A 14,808-nucleotide genomic window follows, 5' to 3' on the forward strand; every position below is an offset into this window, starting at 1 on the left:
GGTGATTTATCCCTGATTTTTTAAACGATAAAACTTTTCAATATATATGTAAATAGGATGACCAATCAACGGAACAATAAGATGAAGGCTACTTATGATAAAGGAGGACAAAAATGGATCAGGAAATGAATTATGGAAAAGATTATCATCACATTCCTGCAACATCAATAGGAAGTGGCGTAAGTACTCAAATAGTACCTGACATACTTTGTCACACCATTCAAATTGTCAATATTATATTAGTAGGAAATCCAGATACGAAGGATTTTGTACTAGTAGATGCAGGAATGCCAGGTTCAGCAGAGGAGATTATATCTGTAGCAGAGGAACGCTTCGGATCAAATAGTAAACCGAAAGCAATTATCTTGACTCATGGTCACTTTGACCATGTAGGAGCTGCCGTAGAATTAGTAAAGCACTGGAACGTTCCGGTATATGCTCATCCAGAAGAATTACCATTCTTAACCGGAAAGAAAGCTTACCCAGAACCAGATGCTACTGTAGAGGGTGGTGTGATAGCGAAAATGTCGCCAATGTTCCCTAATGAACCGATTGATTTAGGTGATAACATTGAGGCGCTTTCAGCTGATGGAACTGTTCCGCACATGCCTGATTTTCGCTGGATCCATACGCCGGGACATACACCTGGACATGTTTCTTTTTTTAGGGAAAAAGATAGAACCTTACTGGCTGGCGATGCATTTGTGGCCGTAAAACAGGAAGATCTTTTTAAAGTACTTACACAACAAAAGGAAATAAGCGGACCACCAAGATATTTAACAACCGATTGGAAGGCAGCAAAGCAATCAGTAAAGAAATTAGCCGAATTAAAGCCCGATGTTGCTGTAACGGGGCATGGTGTCCCCCTCTCTGGTGAATGGTTAACAAATGGCTTAGCAAAACTGGCAAATGAATTTGAGCAAATCGCAATTCCTGACTACGGGAAGTATGTAGACAAAAATATCCATTAAGCAAAATACCATGAAAAAACTTATGAACAAAAAGTTTTTGTCTTTTTGTCATAGGTTTTTTTATATTTTTCACGGTGCTAAACGTCTGCAACAGCCAAGATCATCGTCTCACTTTATTGTGTTGACACTGTTAGTGCAAAAAAGGACAATAAAATTGTAATTTTCGATATATATTAATCCGTATAAATCCTTTATGATAAAAGTATAAATCGCTTACAAAAGGAGTGGTTCAGATGCAAAAATGTAACTTAGCCGTTGATATTGGTGCTTCAAGTGGTCGTGTAATTGCAGGTTATGTCCATAATAACCAATTATTATTAGATGAAATCCATCGGTTTGAAAATAACATGGACGAAAGAAATGGCCATTTGTCCTGGGATATTGACGAGTTGTTTCAACAGGTGAAGTACGGTATTACCAAAAGTGTAGAAAGCAATTATCAACCAATAACCATTGGTATAGACACTTGGGCCGTTGATTTTGTGCTGTTAGATAAAGACAAAAACAGAATTACGGAGGCCGTTGCTTACCGTGATCACCGTACAGATGGGATAATGGAAGAAGTATTTCAACTTATTGATCAAAAGGAACTTTACCAGGAAACTGGCATCCAATTCCAACCGTTTAACACCATTTATCAACTGTTTGCGTTACAAAAAGCACAGCCAGAAGTATTAAAAGAGGCAAAATACTTTTTGATGATTCCAGACTATCTGCATTATTTATTAACCGGCAAAATCATTAACGAGTATACCAATGCTACAACCACTCAATTAATAAAGGCTTCGAATCAAAAATGGCATGAAGGATTCCTTAACAAATTAAACATACCTTTACACTTGTTTGCCGAGCCAACTAAGCCAATGCGATCAATTGGTACACTTACGAAAGCGTTACAACAAGAGCTTGGTGTGAACCTTCAAGTTGTCTTACCTGGAACACATGATACGGCTTCAGCAGTATTGGCTGTACCAGCAGAAGATACTATTTACATTAGTTCTGGTACATGGTCTTTGATGGGGGTAGAACACCCTGAACCGATCAGTACACAGGAGGCATTGCATTATAATTTCACAAATGAAGGAGGTGCAAATGACAATATTCGTTTCTTGAAAAATATCATGGGTCTTTGGATGATACAGGAAGTAAAGCGTGAATGGAAGGACCAATTTAGTTTTTCCGAATTTGTTGATCTTGCATATCAGGAAACAACGTTCACATCGACAGTTGATGTAAATGATCAGCGATTTTTAAGTCCGGAAAGTATGAAACAAGCAATTCGGGAGTACTGCCGAGAGACGAATCAACAAGTTCCAGAAACACCAGGTGAATTTGCAAAGTGTATATATGATAGTTTAGTAGAAAGTTATCATCAAACTGCAATCGAAATAGAAGAGTTAACAGGAAAAGTATATAACACGATCCATATTATTGGTGGTGGCAGTAAGAATCATTACATGAATGAAAAACTAGCAAAAGTAAGTGGTAAGTCCATTTATACAGGGCCAGATGAGGCTACAGCAATAGGAAATCTGGTCGCGCAAATGCTGACAACTGGTCAAATTCATTCAATCGAACAGTCAAAACAATTGATTAATCGATCATTTGATATTCAAAAATTTCAGTTTAGAGGTGAAAAGGCATGAATATAAAAGAGAATTTTCAAACAGCAAAAAAACAGTATGAAAAATGGGGAATATCGGTAGAAGAAGCTTTTGACAAGCTGAAAAATGTGCCGATTTCGATTCATTGCTGGCAGGGAGATGACATTGGTGGTTTTGAAGTGGAACAACAAGAATTGTCTGGCGGAATTGATGTAACAGGGGATTACCCAGGGAAAGCGACTACTCCAGAAGAACTAAGAAGCGATTTAGAGAAAGCGCTGTCGTTAATTCCTGGAAAACATAAGATTAACTTACACGCAATATACGCTGAAACGGACGGTCAAAAAGTAGATCGTAATGAAATAGAACCCAAGCATTTTGAAAATTGGGTGAAATGGGCAAAGGAAAAGGAAGTAGGGCTTGATTTTAATCCAACCTTATTTTCTCATCCAAAAGCAGCTGACGGACTAACATTAGCACACCCAGATAAGGAGATTCGAGATTTCTGGATCGAGCATTGTATCAGATCACGTAAAATCGGTGAGTACTTTGGTAAGGAATTAGGACAGCCGGCATTGACGAACATTTGGATTCCGGATGGATTTAAAGATATCCCAAGCGATCGGCTGACACCACGTAAACGATTGAAAGATTCCTTGGATGAGATTTTTGCAGCAAATGTTGATGAAGCGTTAAATATGGATGCAGTAGAAAGTAAGCTATTTGGCATCGGATCAGAAGCATATGTTGTTGGATCACATGAATTTTATATGGGATATGCCCTTCAAAACAATAAATTATGTTTATTAGATAGCGGTCACTACCATCCAACAGAAGTGATTTCTAATAAAATTTCTGCCATGCTTCTCTTCAGTGACAGATTAGCCCTTCACGTATCACGGCCAGTCCGTTGGGATAGTGATCATGTAGTGATATTAGATGATGAACTTCGTGAAATAGGGCTAGAAATTGTTCGTAACAATGCTTTGGATAAGGTAATGATTGGCTTAGACTTCTTTGATGCCAGTATTAATCGTGTTGCAGCATGGACTATTGGTACAAGGAATATGATTAAATCTATCTTATATGCATTACTTTTACCAAATGATCATTTAAGAAAGCTACAAGATGAAGGCAATTTCACAGATCGTTTAGCTTTAATGGAAGAGTTCAAAACTTATCCATTTGGTGCAATTTGGGATTATTATTGTGAACAAATGGGTGTACCAGCTCAAGAAAAATGGTTGGATGAGGTAAAAGACTACGAAACAAAGGTTCTATCCAAGCGTAATAGTTAAAATAATATGATTATCAATCTTTGTTTATGTTGATTTATTTTTGTTTTGTAGTATAATCAAGATAGAACCAAACAAATCAAACAAAACAAAAATAAAGAGGAGGAATTTTAAATGGTGCAAAACAAATGGGACGACAATCAAGTTGCTCAACATAATGGATTAGAATCACTCGTATACCGCTCTAACCTATTAGGTTCAGATCGTGCAGTTGTTAACATTGGTGGGGGGAATACCTCATCTAAGACAATCGAAAAAGATTTTAAAGGTGAAGATATTGAAGTAATGTGGGTAAAAGGAAGTGGTTCTGACTTAGCTACGATGAAAGCAGAAAACTTTACTGGGCTTAAATTAGATGATATTCGTCCACTTTTAGAACGCGATGATATGTCTGACGAGGAAATGGTGGAATACTTAGCACATTGTATGATAGATTCCAAGCATCCACGTTCATCTATTGAAACATTATTACATGCATTTCTACCATTTAAACAAGTAGACCATACACATCCTGATGCAATCATCAGTATTGCATGTGCAGATAACGGTAAAGAAATTGCGGAAGAAATTTATGGAGATCGTTTTGTTTGGGTTCCGTATATCCGACCAGGATTCAAGCTTTCCAAAATGATTGCGGAAGGTGTAAGGAATAATCCTAAAGCTGAATTAGTTATTATGGAAAAGCATGGTCTTGTAACGTGGGGAGAAACATCAAAAGAAAGCTATAACAAAACGATTGATATTATCAATGAGGCAGAAGCATATATTACCAATAAAGCAGAAGGTCAAACATTATTCGGAGGTGCGAAATACCAAGCGTTGTCTGAAGAAGAAAGAAAAGATCTTTTTGCTGAGGTAATGCCCGTTATCCGTGGTCAGGTAAGCAAGGATAAAAAGATGTTGACAACCTATAATGATGATAAACAAGTATTAGAATTTGTGAATAGTAATGCAGCAAAAGAGTTATCACAAGTTGGTGCAGCATGCCCTGACCATCTTGTCCATACGAAACGGGTACCTTTATTTATCGACTGGGACCCGCAATCTGGTAATCGAGAAGATTTAATAGCAAAAATTAAAGAAGGTTTAGCAGCTTATAAAGAAGCATACATTGCGTACTTTGAAAGAAATAAAAATGAAGGTGACGAACTAGTTGAAACTGCTCCACGTATTATCTTGATTCCAGGATTAGGCATGGTGAATACCGGCAAGAGCTGGACAGCAGCAAATATTAGTGAGCAGCTATATCATCGTGCTATAGCGGTTATGTCAGGGGCAACTGTATTAGGCAACTTTGTATCACTGGATGAGGCAGAATCTTATGGTGTAGAATACTGGCCGTTAGAGCTTTACAAATTAAGCTTAGCTCCACCCGAAGCAGAATTCTCCCGTCAAGTAGCATTTGTCACTGGTGGTGCAGGAGGTATTGGTACTGCAACAACCTACCGCCTTCTTGACGAAGGGGCACATGTTGTTGTTGCCGATATAAATTTGGAAGGTGCAGAAAATCTAGCGAAAGATGCAAACGAAAAATATGGAGAAAACCGTGTATTTGCTGTAAAAATGGACGTTACAAAAGAAGAAGAAGTACAAGCAGCAATTCAAGCTTCTGTAAGAAAATATGGCGGTATTGATATTTTAGTTAATAACGCTGGATTAGCCAGCTCAAGCCCATTTGAAGAAACAACAATGGAGCAATGGAATTTAAATATGAATGTGCTTGTCACAGGTTATTTCCTAGTTGCGCGTGAAGTATTTAAATTGATGAAAGAACAGGAAATTGGCGGTAACATGGTATTTATCGGCTCAAAAAATTCGATTTATGCTGGAAAAAATGCTGCAGCATATAGTACGGCAAAGGCAGCAGAAGTACACTTAGCTCGTACCATTGCAGCGGATGGAGGTCCACTTGGGATTAGGGTAAACTCTGTATTACCTGATGCCGTTATTAGAGGATCAAAGATTTGGGATTCATCTTGGAAAAAGGAACGTGCCTCTTCTTATGGTATCGGAACAGACGATTTAGAAGAACATTACCGTAAGCGTACGATCTTAAATGTTAATATCTTACCAGAGGATATTGCCGAATCTATTGCTTTTCTTGCTTCATCTAAAGCAGCAAAAACAACAGGTTGTATGGTAACAGTAGATGGTGGAGTAGCAGCAGCATTTACTAGATAATGATAGATAATGGATAAACTCTCTGCATGAGGGTTTATCCATTCTACTATATGAAGGAAACATGATAGAATGATAGAAAGAGTTATGCTGATGTTCCTAAAAGGAGAGTAAAAACATGAAAGTATCATTTTTTGTTACATGTTTAGGAGATATGTTTTATGTCAATGCCGGGAAAGCAGCAGTTGAATTATTAGAACATCTCGGCTGTGAAGTCGACTTTCCGAAAGCGCAAACATGCTGTGGTCAGCCTGCCTATAACAGTGGTTATCATAAAGAAACACTAGAAGTAGCGAAGCATTTAGTAGAAACATTTGAGGATGCTGAATATGTAGTAGGCATTTCAGGCTCTTGTGTTTACATGATTCATGAGTATGTGCACTTATTCGAAGACGGTTCTGATTGGCAAAAACGTGCGATCGAATTGAAAGAAAAGACATATGAATTAACGCAATTCATCGTCGATATTCTTGGAGTAGAAGATGTAGGAGCAAATTATGATGGAGTAGCCACATATCATACATCATGCCATATGACAAGACTATTAGGTGTAAAAGAAGCACCATTCCGGTTATTGGAGAACGTGAAAGGATTGCAATTGATTGATTTACCAAATCGCCATGATTGTTGTGGATTTGGGGGAACATTTTCAGTGAAAATGAGTGATATTTCGGAACAAATGGTAGATGAAAAGGTAGAACATATAGAAGAAACGAAAGCGAATCTTTTATTAGGGGCGGATGGTAGTTGTTTAATGAATATTGGTGGACGACTGTCAAGGAATGGTAGCCCTGTCGAGGTAAAGCATATTGCTGAAATTTTAAATAGCAGAGGTGACGGATAATGCCGATGCAAATTGGAGAGAAAAACTTTAAGAAAAGAGTAACAAAAGGCCTTGAAGATGACTTCATGCGTGGAGCTGTTCGTTCTGCTCAAGGAAGGTTACAGGATAAAAGAGCCACAGCAGCAGAAGAACTAGGTGACTGGGAAGATTGGCGCACCCTAGGTTCTGAAATAAGAAACCACACGATTGAACATTTGGACTATTATTTACACCAATTAAGTGAAAAAGTAGCTGAACTAGGTGGCCATGTCTTTTTTGCAGAAACTGGAGAAGAGGCAAATGAATACATTCAGAAAATAGCAAAAGAAAAAAATGCAAAGAAAATTGCCAAGTCGAAATCGATGGTAACCGAAGAAATCTCCATGAATCAAGCACTAGAAGAGATTGGTTGTGAAGTAATTGAAACAGATTTAGGTGAATATATTCTGCAAATTGATGATCATGATCCTCCATCCCATATTGTGGCACCAGCACTTCATAAAAATAAAGAACAAATTCGCGACGTATTTAAGGAGAAATTAGCTTACTTAAAATCAGAAAAACCGGAAGAATTGGCGTTGTTTGCACGAGAAAAATTACGCGAAGAATTTCTAACAGCTGATATAGGGATTACGGGCTGTAATTTCGCTGTGGCGGAATCTGGTTCGTTTGCTTTGGTTACAAATGAAGGGAATGCCCGTATGGTGTCTACACTACCCAAAACACAGATTACTGTAATGGGGATGGAAAGAATTGTGCCGGGATGGGAAGAACTTGATATTGTTGTCAGTCTGTTAACGAGAGCAGCCGTTGGCCAAAAATTAACCAGTTATATTACTGCATTGACTGGTCCTAAACAGTTAGAAGAAGCAGATGGACCAGAAGAGTTCCATTTAGTGATTGTTGATAATGGAAGATCAAAAATATTGGGGACGGAGTTCCAGGAGGCATTGCATTGCATTCGTTGTGCGGCGTGTATTAATGTATGTCCAGTTTATCGGCATGTCGGAGGGCATGCATATGGCTCGATTTATCCTGGTCCAATCGGTGCTGTACTATCACCATTATTATCCGATTATGATGAATACAAAGAATTACCTTATGCTTCATCTTTATGTGGAGCTTGTACCGAGGTATGTCCTGTAAAAATCCCCCTTCATGAACAATTGATTTTGCATAGAAGGAAAATTGTCGAGGATGAGAAAAAATCAACACTGTCAGAACGTGTCGTCATGCGAGGGTTTGAACAGCTTATGAACTCAGACAATCTCTATCGCACGGCAACAAAAATGGCCCCACTTATAACAACGCCATTTGCTAAAAACCATTTAATAACTAAAGGGCCAGGGCCATTAAAGCATTGGACACATGCAAGAGATTTTCCTCAGCCTGCTAATGAACGTTTTCGTGATTGGTTTGAAAATCGCGAGAAACGAGGTGAAAAAAATGCCTAAAGGAAATATTATGAACCGTGATTCCTTTTTAACCAATATCCGTGAAAAAATAGGGGGAATTGCTGCTGATAAACCCGTGGAAAAACCTACATGGTCCGTAGCACCCCAGAAAAAGGTCTTAGACGGATATGACAAAGATCAATTAATCAGTGTTCTAAGAAAACAATGTAAAGAGATTCACACTGATTTCTATCAAACACCATTACTAACCTTAACGGAAACAATTACAAAAGTGTTGAAGGAATACGCATCAGAGACCATTGTTTATGCCGATGATCCGAGATTTGAGCGTGCTAACATCGAAGGCTACTTGCAAAATTTACATGCTTATAAGTGGGACCATACTGATCGGGAAGGTTCCATTAGAATTGCGGAAAAGGCTGATGTAGGGATTACATTCAGTGATATTACCCTAGCAGAATCTGGTACGGTTGTATTATTCAATAATCAAGGACAAGGGCGTTCTGTCAGCCTTTTACCAGCCAATTACATTGCCATTATTCCGAAGTCAACCATTGTTAAAAGAATGACCCAGGCAACCGATTATATACATGCTCAAGTGGAAAAAGGAGAAGATATTGCCTCTTGCATTAATTTTATTACCGGTCCGAGCAATAGTGCCGACATTGAAATGAATCTAGTAGTAGGCGTTCATGGTCCAATCCGAGCAGCCTATATTGTTGTAAATGACTTGTAACATCTTAAAAGGCCGAAAATCATGTTCGGATGGAATAGCCAGTGTCCGAAGCGAAATGGTTGATTCGCCATTGACTAATAATCAGTTGTAATAAGTACACATTGGATAAGTGGGGTATATACTTGATGATTCCCTACTAGTTTTAGGCTAACGGGTTGTCTTTATATGGGGTTCCTTGCTATGATAGAGAAAGATGTTGTAGGAAGGGGCAGACAGAGATGAAAGTCTATCAGAATATGACGGAGTTGATTGGAAATACTCCTTTAGTTAAATTAAATCGTATGGTACCTGAAGGTGCTGCAGAAATTTATGTGAAGCTGGAAATATTTAATCCGTCTAAAAGTGTGAAAGACAGAGCCGCTTTTAATATGATTGTGGAGGCTGAAAAGGCCGGTCTACTGAAAGAAAATTCCACTATTATTGAACCAACAAGTGGAAATACTGGTATCGGCCTTGCACAGACTTGTGCAGCAAGAGGTTATAAAGCTATTTTGGTTATGCCAGATAACATGACACAAGAACGTATCAATATTTTAAAAGCATATGGTGCCAAAGTAGTTCTAACTCCAAGTTCTGAAAAGATGCCTGGAGCAATCAAAAAGGCAAAAGAATTAGTCGAAGAAATACCAAATAGCTTTATGCCCCAGCAATTTGAAAACAAAGCAAATCCGGATATACACCGGAAAACAACAGCTCTCGAAATATTAGCGCAAATGAATAATGACTTGGATGGTTTTGTTGCAACTGCCGGTACGGGTGGAACCATTTCAGGTACAGGTGAAGCATTAAAACAAATGTTGCCGAGCCTGCATATAGCTGTTGTCGAACCGAAAGGATCGCCTGTATTATCTGGCGGGAAGCCAGGTAAACATAAATTAGTGGGGACTAGTCCTGGGTTTATTCCAGCTACTTTAAATACTTCGATTTATGATGAAATTATTCAGATTGCTGACGACGATGCTATCCATACATTTAAACGTCTTGTTGCAGAGGAAGGAATATTTGTTGGTCCCTCAGCAGGTGCAGCTGTTTTTGCAGCTATTAAAGTAGCAAAAAAACTTGGATCAGGTAAAAAGGTGGTCTGTATCGCTCCAGATACTGGGGAACGATATTTAAGTATGCATTTATTCTAAATATTAATAAAGAAAGAAGAGATCAGTAAAATCTGATCTCTTTGTTTCGAAAATAAACGATATGAGTGAAATACGTGCCTAAGTTGGCAATCATTTAGTCATTCATATGTTAGAATGGTCCAAAATAAGGTCCTGGTCCATATGGTCCCGGTGGAAATGGAGGTCCATACGGAGGGTAATCATAATAATGCGGGTATGGAGGGTATGGATATGGACCCGGGCCTCCAGCGAGTTCGCTTCCTAAATAACCTAAACCAAAACCTAGTAAACCTGCCCCTAACGGTCCAATAGGTCCGAACAACCTTTCTTGCGGATGTTGTTGTGGATGGCGAAACTGTTGAGGTGCCATCGGATAGTGGTGATGATGCATAAGCATTCCCCTTCCTTGTGTAATCTCATCACTTGATAGTAGCCTATGCAGTAATTGTTATTTGGGATAGGATATTCACCTATTTTTAAGAAAATAATTTATAAAAGGTGGTCAGTTGATTGAAAATAATTGCAAAAGATAAGATAAATTGGCAAGATTCATTTTTACATGAAGACATTCCTAGTATTACACCATATATTACAAGAGATAATCCGGAAGCACCAATTATTCTCGTTATACCAGGTGGAGGGTATAGTCATCGTGCTTATCATGAAGGAGAACCTGTTGCAAAATGGTTCAATCAAAATGGGCTACATGCATGTGTATTAAGATATCAAGTAGCACCAATTTCACAACAAGAAACGATTGAGCAGGCACAAAAAGCGATACAATTGCTGAAAGCTAAAAGAAAGGAATGGGGGTTGACTGGTAAAAATAAAGTGGGAGTATTAGGCTTTTCCGCTGGTGGTCATCTTGCTGCAGTCGTAAGTAACTATTATAATAAACAGAATAATTATTCATCCAGACCAGATTTTCATATTTTATGTTATCCAGTGATTACGATGGGACAATATACGCATGAGGGCAGCAGAACGAATTTACTTGGTGAAAATCCTGATGAAGCATTGATTGCTCACTATTCTTGTGAGAAAATGATACATAAAGATACGCCAATTGCGTTTATTTGGTCGACAGCCAATGACCAATCTGTCCTATCACTTAATAGTTTAAAGTATGCCGAAGCACTGCAACGGCATCATATTCCTTATGAACTACATATCTATCAAGATGGCAGACATGGCTTGGGGCTTGCTGAAGAACATCCTCAAACAAAGGATTGGAAACATGCATGCTTACGCTGGATAAGCGCTTATGTTACAGAAAGTAGGGAAGTTTGATGACAAAAGTAAAAATGCTCGTTCAGTCCACCTATAATAAAGAATTATTGCGGGCAGGGAAAATCTATGAGATCAATGATGAGACAGCGAAACGATGGCAGATTAGTCGAATTGCTGAAATTATTGAGGAAGAAAAGGAAAATTAATTTTGTTCCAACAGCTTGCGCAGCTTCAAACGGAAGCTGTTTTTTTGTTCTTCTGTTATTTTTTTTGGTCCTTTTGTTCGCAGTCCTGCTTTTCTAGCTTTCGCATTTACATGTCGTTCTTGTAACATTCGGTTTATTTTATCTTTTGAATAGGTAAAACCAAGGTGATGCATAACATGGCAGTCTTTCTCTAGACAGAGTGCAGCAAGTCCATAATCCTGGGTAATCACTAGATCATCAGGTCTGATCATTTGGACGATACGGTAATCAACTGCATCAGCTCCATCATCTACATATTTTACTTTCACATGCTCTGGCGTTTCTTTCATCGAAAAATGACTATAACTTTTTACTACTACGACATCGATTTGAAAAGCTTTAGTTTCTTCGATAACAATATCTGTGACAGGACAAGCGTCAGCATCTACATATATTTTCATTAAACACACTCCACCCTAAGATCGTAATTATGAATAGTATAGCAAAATCGACAAGGTTATAGTATGATTTTCTTAGTCTATATAGAAAGTTAGTGAAATAAATGAGAAGTTATTTAGAAGGACAGTATGACCAAATGCTGAAAATGCTAGAACAGTTAGTCAATATCGATAGTTGTTCTTACGACAAAGCTGGAGTCGATAAAGTCGGAGCTATCATGAAACAATATTATCAAGCAATAGACTTTGTAGTAGGTGAAGTGAAACAGAAGAAATATGGTAATCATTTGATACTAAGAAGAAAGAATGTGGATATCTCCAAACCAACTATTTTAATTCTTACTCACATGGATACCGTATTTGAAAAAGGAACAGCTAGTGAAAGACCTTTCCATATTAATGCGAATAAAGCATATGGACCAGGTGTAATCGATATGAAAGCTAGTCTTGTTTCCGTGTATTATGCAATGAAAGCATTGCTAGTAAATAACAATAGTTCGGTCGATCAAGTCGAAATATTACTGACAAGTGATGAAGAAATAGGTTCTCCAACCTCTCGAGAACTAATCGAAAAACATGCTCAAAATAAAAAATATGCATTAGTAATGGAACCAGCTCGTAAAAACGGAGCAATCGTCTCAGCAAGAAGAGGAAAAGGGCTTTATAAATTAGAGGTGATTGGAAAAGCGGCACATTCTGGCATTGAGCCTGAAAAAGGAAGAAGTGCGATTGAGGAATTAGCACACAAAATTATTCAATTATATGATATTACCGATGAAGAAGAGGGCATCCATGTTAATGTAGGCTTAATTGAAGGGGGCACATCAGTCAATACTATCTCTGATCATGCGACAGCAGAAGTAGATGTACGTTTTAGAACACAGGAGCAAGCGGAAGAAATTAAAGAACAAATAGCTACAATTATAGCGAGTACGGAAGTGGACGGAACCAAAGTCAAAATAGAAGGTGGCATTAATCGCCCGCCGATGGAAAAAACGGAACAAACAGAAAAACTGTTACGTATTATTAAACGAGTCGGGGATGAATTAGATATTTTTATTAAAGATACCGAAACTGGTGGAGGGTCAGATGCCTCTTTTACTTCAGCATTAGGCATACCTACAGTCGATGGACTTGGCCCTGTTGGTGGACGGGCACACAGAGAAAGCGAATATCTTGAGTTAGAATCATTCGTCCCAAGAACACTACTTCTCGCTCATGTAATTGCCGAATTAGCAAAATCGTATTGAATCATTTTATATACTAAAAATGCAGTTCACTCTACTAGTGAACTGCATTTTGCCTATCCAACATCATAATTTTCTCGCAAAAAATGTACCTGGTGTCTTAATAATTGTTTTTCTTCATCATTTAAAGGTATTAGCGGTAATCGAACTCCTCCGACGTCCAGCCCGTTCATTCCTAGAGCAGCTTTTACAGGTGTTGGACTTGGTGCCATAAACATCGATTGCATGATTGGCAGCAAGAAATGATGTAGTTCCTGTGCTCTTCGAATATCACCGTTTTGACAAGCCATAACCATTTCATTCATTTCATTCCCGACAATATGCGAAGCGACAGAAACAATTCCATCAGCTCCAATAGCTACAGCTGGAAGTGTTAAACTATCATCGCCACTGTAAAGAGAAAAGTTTTCGTCAGTGTCACGAATTATTTTCGTCATCGCCTCAAGGTTTCCGCTAGCCTCTTTCACGGATACGATGTTAACTATTTTTGACAGTTCAATAATCGTTTCAGGACTGATATCTACACCTGTTCTTCCTGGAACATTATATAACATCACAGGTAGGTTAGTAGATTGCGCAATTGCTTGAAAGTGCTGAAAGAGACCGTCTTGTGATGGTTTATTATAATAAGGCGCCACAAGCATAATTCCATCTACACCAATTAATTCTGCTTTTTTTGTCAACTCGATAGTTTCACGTGTATTATTTGATCCAGTTCCAGCTATAACTGGTACGCGACCATTAACCGTTTTAACAGCATATTTAACCAAGGAAATTCTTTCTTCTTTTGATAAAGTAGGAGATTCACCCGTTGTTCCCGCTACAATTAATGCATCTGTTCCATTTTGTAATAAGTAGTTAATTAATCTTTCCGTTTTTCCGTAATCAATGTCCCCATTTTGATCAAAAGGAGTTACCATTGCTGTTAGTACACGTCCAAAGTTCATAATATATCCACCTCTATTCAAAGATTTAAAACAATTTGATGATATTTTCATTGAATAGAGGGTATCTCATCGCCTACAACAAATAAAAGATGCAACAATGAGGGTATCACTGTTGCATCTTGAATTCACATTAGGTTCGATGCGTGAGATAGCCCTCCATATAGTTCTTCACTATATGACAGCCCTGCATTTATTCAATGAAGGACCAGTAAAATAAGCAGATGCATACTTAGATTACTTCGGCAAATTCCCCTTTCCATAGTCTTCACAGACAGCATCAGTCTCCAACTATGTACTAATGGTTTTTGCACCTCTATTCTCACTTCAATAAAAATTGAAGCAAAATATTTAATTGTTTTACGTTGGTACCAACTATACCAAAAAATATCGATGGATGCAATCCGATTTATAAAAAAATCTTGACAATATGGAAAAATTTGATATGATGAAGTCGAATTAAATAGTATAAACACATTCCACTAGGGGTGTCTTGTAAAGACTGAGATTAAAGTATTACTTTAAGACCCTTAGAACCTGATCTGGTTAATACCAGCGTAGGGAAGTGGCAAATATCTTATATAGTGATACCTTTATATGGATAAATATA

At 38.0% G+C, this 14,808-nt stretch carries 14 protein-coding genes and 2 riboswitches; of the genes, 11 read left to right on the forward strand and 3 right to left on the reverse strand.

From position 1 onward, the window contains the following. The first annotated feature begins 113 nt into the window (after positions 1 to 113). The 8 genes from ACTNEP_RS12870 to cysK all read left to right on the forward strand — a co-directional run bounded on the left by ACTNEP_RS12870 (position 114) and on the right by cysK (position 10,155). On the forward strand, positions 114 to 971 hold the full coding sequence (locus ACTNEP_RS12870) for an MBL fold metallo-hydrolase (protein WP_441162423.1): 858 nt from the start codon (positions 114 to 116) through the stop codon (positions 969 to 971). A gap of 233 nt (positions 972 to 1,204) precedes the next feature. Beyond that, positions 1,205 to 2,617, forward strand: a complete 1,413-nt coding sequence (gene rhaB, locus ACTNEP_RS12875) for a rhamnulokinase (protein WP_441162424.1) — start codon at positions 1,205 to 1,207, stop codon at positions 2,615 to 2,617. Then, entirely contained in the window at positions 2,614 to 3,873 is a 1,260-nt protein-coding gene (gene rhaA / locus ACTNEP_RS12880) for an L-rhamnose isomerase (RefSeq protein WP_441162425.1), read from the forward strand. The genes rhaB and rhaA overlap by 4 nt, the downstream gene beginning before the upstream one ends. A gap of 111 nt (positions 3,874 to 3,984) precedes the next feature. After that, positions 3,985 to 6,051 (forward strand): bifunctional aldolase/short-chain dehydrogenase, encoded by a 2,067-nt coding sequence (locus ACTNEP_RS12885; RefSeq protein WP_441162426.1) that lies wholly within the window; start codon positions 3,985 to 3,987, stop codon positions 6,049 to 6,051. Positions 6,052 to 6,166: 115 nt separating this feature from the next. Continuing rightward, positions 6,167 to 6,892, forward strand: coding sequence for a (Fe-S)-binding protein (locus tag ACTNEP_RS12890; protein ID WP_441162427.1), 726 nt, complete (start codon positions 6,167 to 6,169; stop codon positions 6,890 to 6,892). Continuing rightward, positions 6,892 to 8,325 carry a LutB/LldF family L-lactate oxidation iron-sulfur protein gene (locus ACTNEP_RS12895; RefSeq protein WP_441162428.1) on the forward strand — a complete coding sequence of 478 codons (1,434 nt, stop codon included), beginning with the start codon at positions 6,892 to 6,894 and terminating at the stop codon, positions 8,323 to 8,325. The genes ACTNEP_RS12890 and ACTNEP_RS12895 overlap by 1 nt, the downstream gene beginning before the upstream one ends. Next, positions 8,318 to 9,022 (forward strand): LutC/YkgG family protein, encoded by a 705-nt coding sequence (locus ACTNEP_RS12900; RefSeq protein WP_441162429.1) that lies wholly within the window; start codon positions 8,318 to 8,320, stop codon positions 9,020 to 9,022. The genes ACTNEP_RS12895 and ACTNEP_RS12900 overlap by 8 nt, the downstream gene beginning before the upstream one ends. A gap of 218 nt (positions 9,023 to 9,240) precedes the next feature. After that, a complete protein-coding gene (gene cysK, locus ACTNEP_RS12905; protein ID WP_441162430.1) occupies positions 9,241 to 10,155 on the forward strand; it encodes a cysteine synthase A in 915 nt (304 codons plus the stop codon). 109 nt (positions 10,156 to 10,264) lie between these two features. On the opposite strand, the gene ACTNEP_RS12910 is transcribed toward cysK, so the two are convergent. Further along, complete coding sequence (locus tag ACTNEP_RS12910; RefSeq protein ID WP_441162431.1) at positions 10,265 to 10,525, reverse strand: hypothetical protein; 261 nt, start codon at positions 10,523 to 10,525, stop codon at positions 10,265 to 10,267. Positions 10,526 to 10,644: 119 nt separating this feature from the next. Between ACTNEP_RS12910 and ACTNEP_RS12915 the strand changes: the two genes are divergently transcribed. Both ACTNEP_RS12915 and ACTNEP_RS12920 read left to right on the forward strand, forming a co-directional pair. Then, a complete protein-coding gene (locus ACTNEP_RS12915) occupies positions 10,645 to 11,424 on the forward strand; it encodes an alpha/beta hydrolase (RefSeq protein WP_441162432.1) in 780 nt (259 codons plus the stop codon). Next, positions 11,424 to 11,570, forward strand: a complete 147-nt coding sequence (locus ACTNEP_RS12920) for a hypothetical protein (protein ID WP_441162433.1) — start codon at positions 11,424 to 11,426, stop codon at positions 11,568 to 11,570. The genes ACTNEP_RS12915 and ACTNEP_RS12920 overlap by 1 nt, the downstream gene beginning before the upstream one ends. Here the strand turns inward: ACTNEP_RS12920 and ACTNEP_RS12925 are convergent. After that, positions 11,567 to 12,010 (reverse strand): YaiI/YqxD family protein, encoded by a 444-nt coding sequence (locus tag ACTNEP_RS12925; RefSeq protein WP_441162434.1) that lies wholly within the window; start codon positions 12,008 to 12,010, stop codon positions 11,567 to 11,569. The genes ACTNEP_RS12920 and ACTNEP_RS12925 overlap by 4 nt on opposite strands. A gap of 101 nt (positions 12,011 to 12,111) precedes the next feature. On the opposite strand from ACTNEP_RS12925, the gene ACTNEP_RS12930 reads away from it, so the two are divergent. Then, on the forward strand, positions 12,112 to 13,257 hold the full coding sequence (locus ACTNEP_RS12930) for a M20 family metallopeptidase (protein ID WP_441162435.1): 1,146 nt from the start codon (positions 12,112 to 12,114) through the stop codon (positions 13,255 to 13,257). A 53-nt stretch (positions 13,258 to 13,310) separates the two neighbouring features. Here the strand turns inward: ACTNEP_RS12930 and dapA are convergent, their stop codons facing one another. After that, positions 13,311 to 14,201: a 4-hydroxy-tetrahydrodipicolinate synthase gene (gene dapA / locus ACTNEP_RS12935; RefSeq protein WP_441162436.1), complete on the reverse strand. Its 891-nt coding sequence runs from the start codon at positions 14,199 to 14,201 to the stop codon at positions 13,311 to 13,313. A 141-nt stretch (positions 14,202 to 14,342) separates the two neighbouring features. Continuing rightward, a riboswitch (Lysine riboswitch) is annotated at positions 14,343 to 14,525 on the reverse strand. A 147-nt stretch (positions 14,526 to 14,672) separates the two neighbouring features. Next, positions 14,673 to 14,779: riboswitch (TPP riboswitch) on the forward strand. Positions 14,780 to 14,808: the final 29 nt, after the last annotated feature.

The organism is Gracilibacillus sp. HCP3S3_G5_2, from assembly GCF_052063305.1.
GTDB lineage: Bacteria > Bacillota > Bacilli > Bacillales > Amphibacillaceae > Gracilibacillus.

Coding starts and splice junctions, on each gene's coding strand:
- ACTNEP_RS12885 (WP_441162426.1), top strand. CDS start 3,985: ATGGTGCAAAACAAATGGGACGACAATCAAGTTGCTCAACATAATGGA.
- ACTNEP_RS12925 (WP_441162434.1), bottom strand. CDS start 12,010: ATGAAAATATATGTAGATGCTGACGCTTGTCCTGTCACAGATATTGTT.
- ACTNEP_RS12930 (WP_441162435.1), top strand. CDS start 12,112: ATGAGAAGTTATTTAGAAGGACAGTATGACCAAATGCTGAAAATGCTA.
- cysK (WP_441162430.1), top strand. CDS start 9,241: ATGAAAGTCTATCAGAATATGACGGAGTTGATTGGAAATACTCCTTTA.
- ACTNEP_RS12895 (WP_441162428.1), top strand. CDS start 6,892: ATGCCGATGCAAATTGGAGAGAAAAACTTTAAGAAAAGAGTAACAAAA.
- rhaA (WP_441162425.1), top strand. CDS start 2,614: ATGAATATAAAAGAGAATTTTCAAACAGCAAAAAAACAGTATGAAAAA.
- ACTNEP_RS12920 (WP_441162433.1), top strand. CDS start 11,424: ATGACAAAAGTAAAAATGCTCGTTCAGTCCACCTATAATAAAGAATTA.
- ACTNEP_RS12910 (WP_441162431.1), bottom strand. CDS start 10,525: ATGCATCATCACCACTATCCGATGGCACCTCAACAGTTTCGCCATCCA.
- ACTNEP_RS12900 (WP_441162429.1), top strand. CDS start 8,318: ATGCCTAAAGGAAATATTATGAACCGTGATTCCTTTTTAACCAATATC.
- ACTNEP_RS12890 (WP_441162427.1), top strand. CDS start 6,167: ATGAAAGTATCATTTTTTGTTACATGTTTAGGAGATATGTTTTATGTC.
- ACTNEP_RS12870 (WP_441162423.1), top strand. CDS start 114: ATGGATCAGGAAATGAATTATGGAAAAGATTATCATCACATTCCTGCA.
- rhaB (WP_441162424.1), top strand. CDS start 1,205: ATGCAAAAATGTAACTTAGCCGTTGATATTGGTGCTTCAAGTGGTCGT.
- dapA (WP_441162436.1), bottom strand. CDS start 14,201: ATGAACTTTGGACGTGTACTAACAGCAATGGTAACTCCTTTTGATCAA.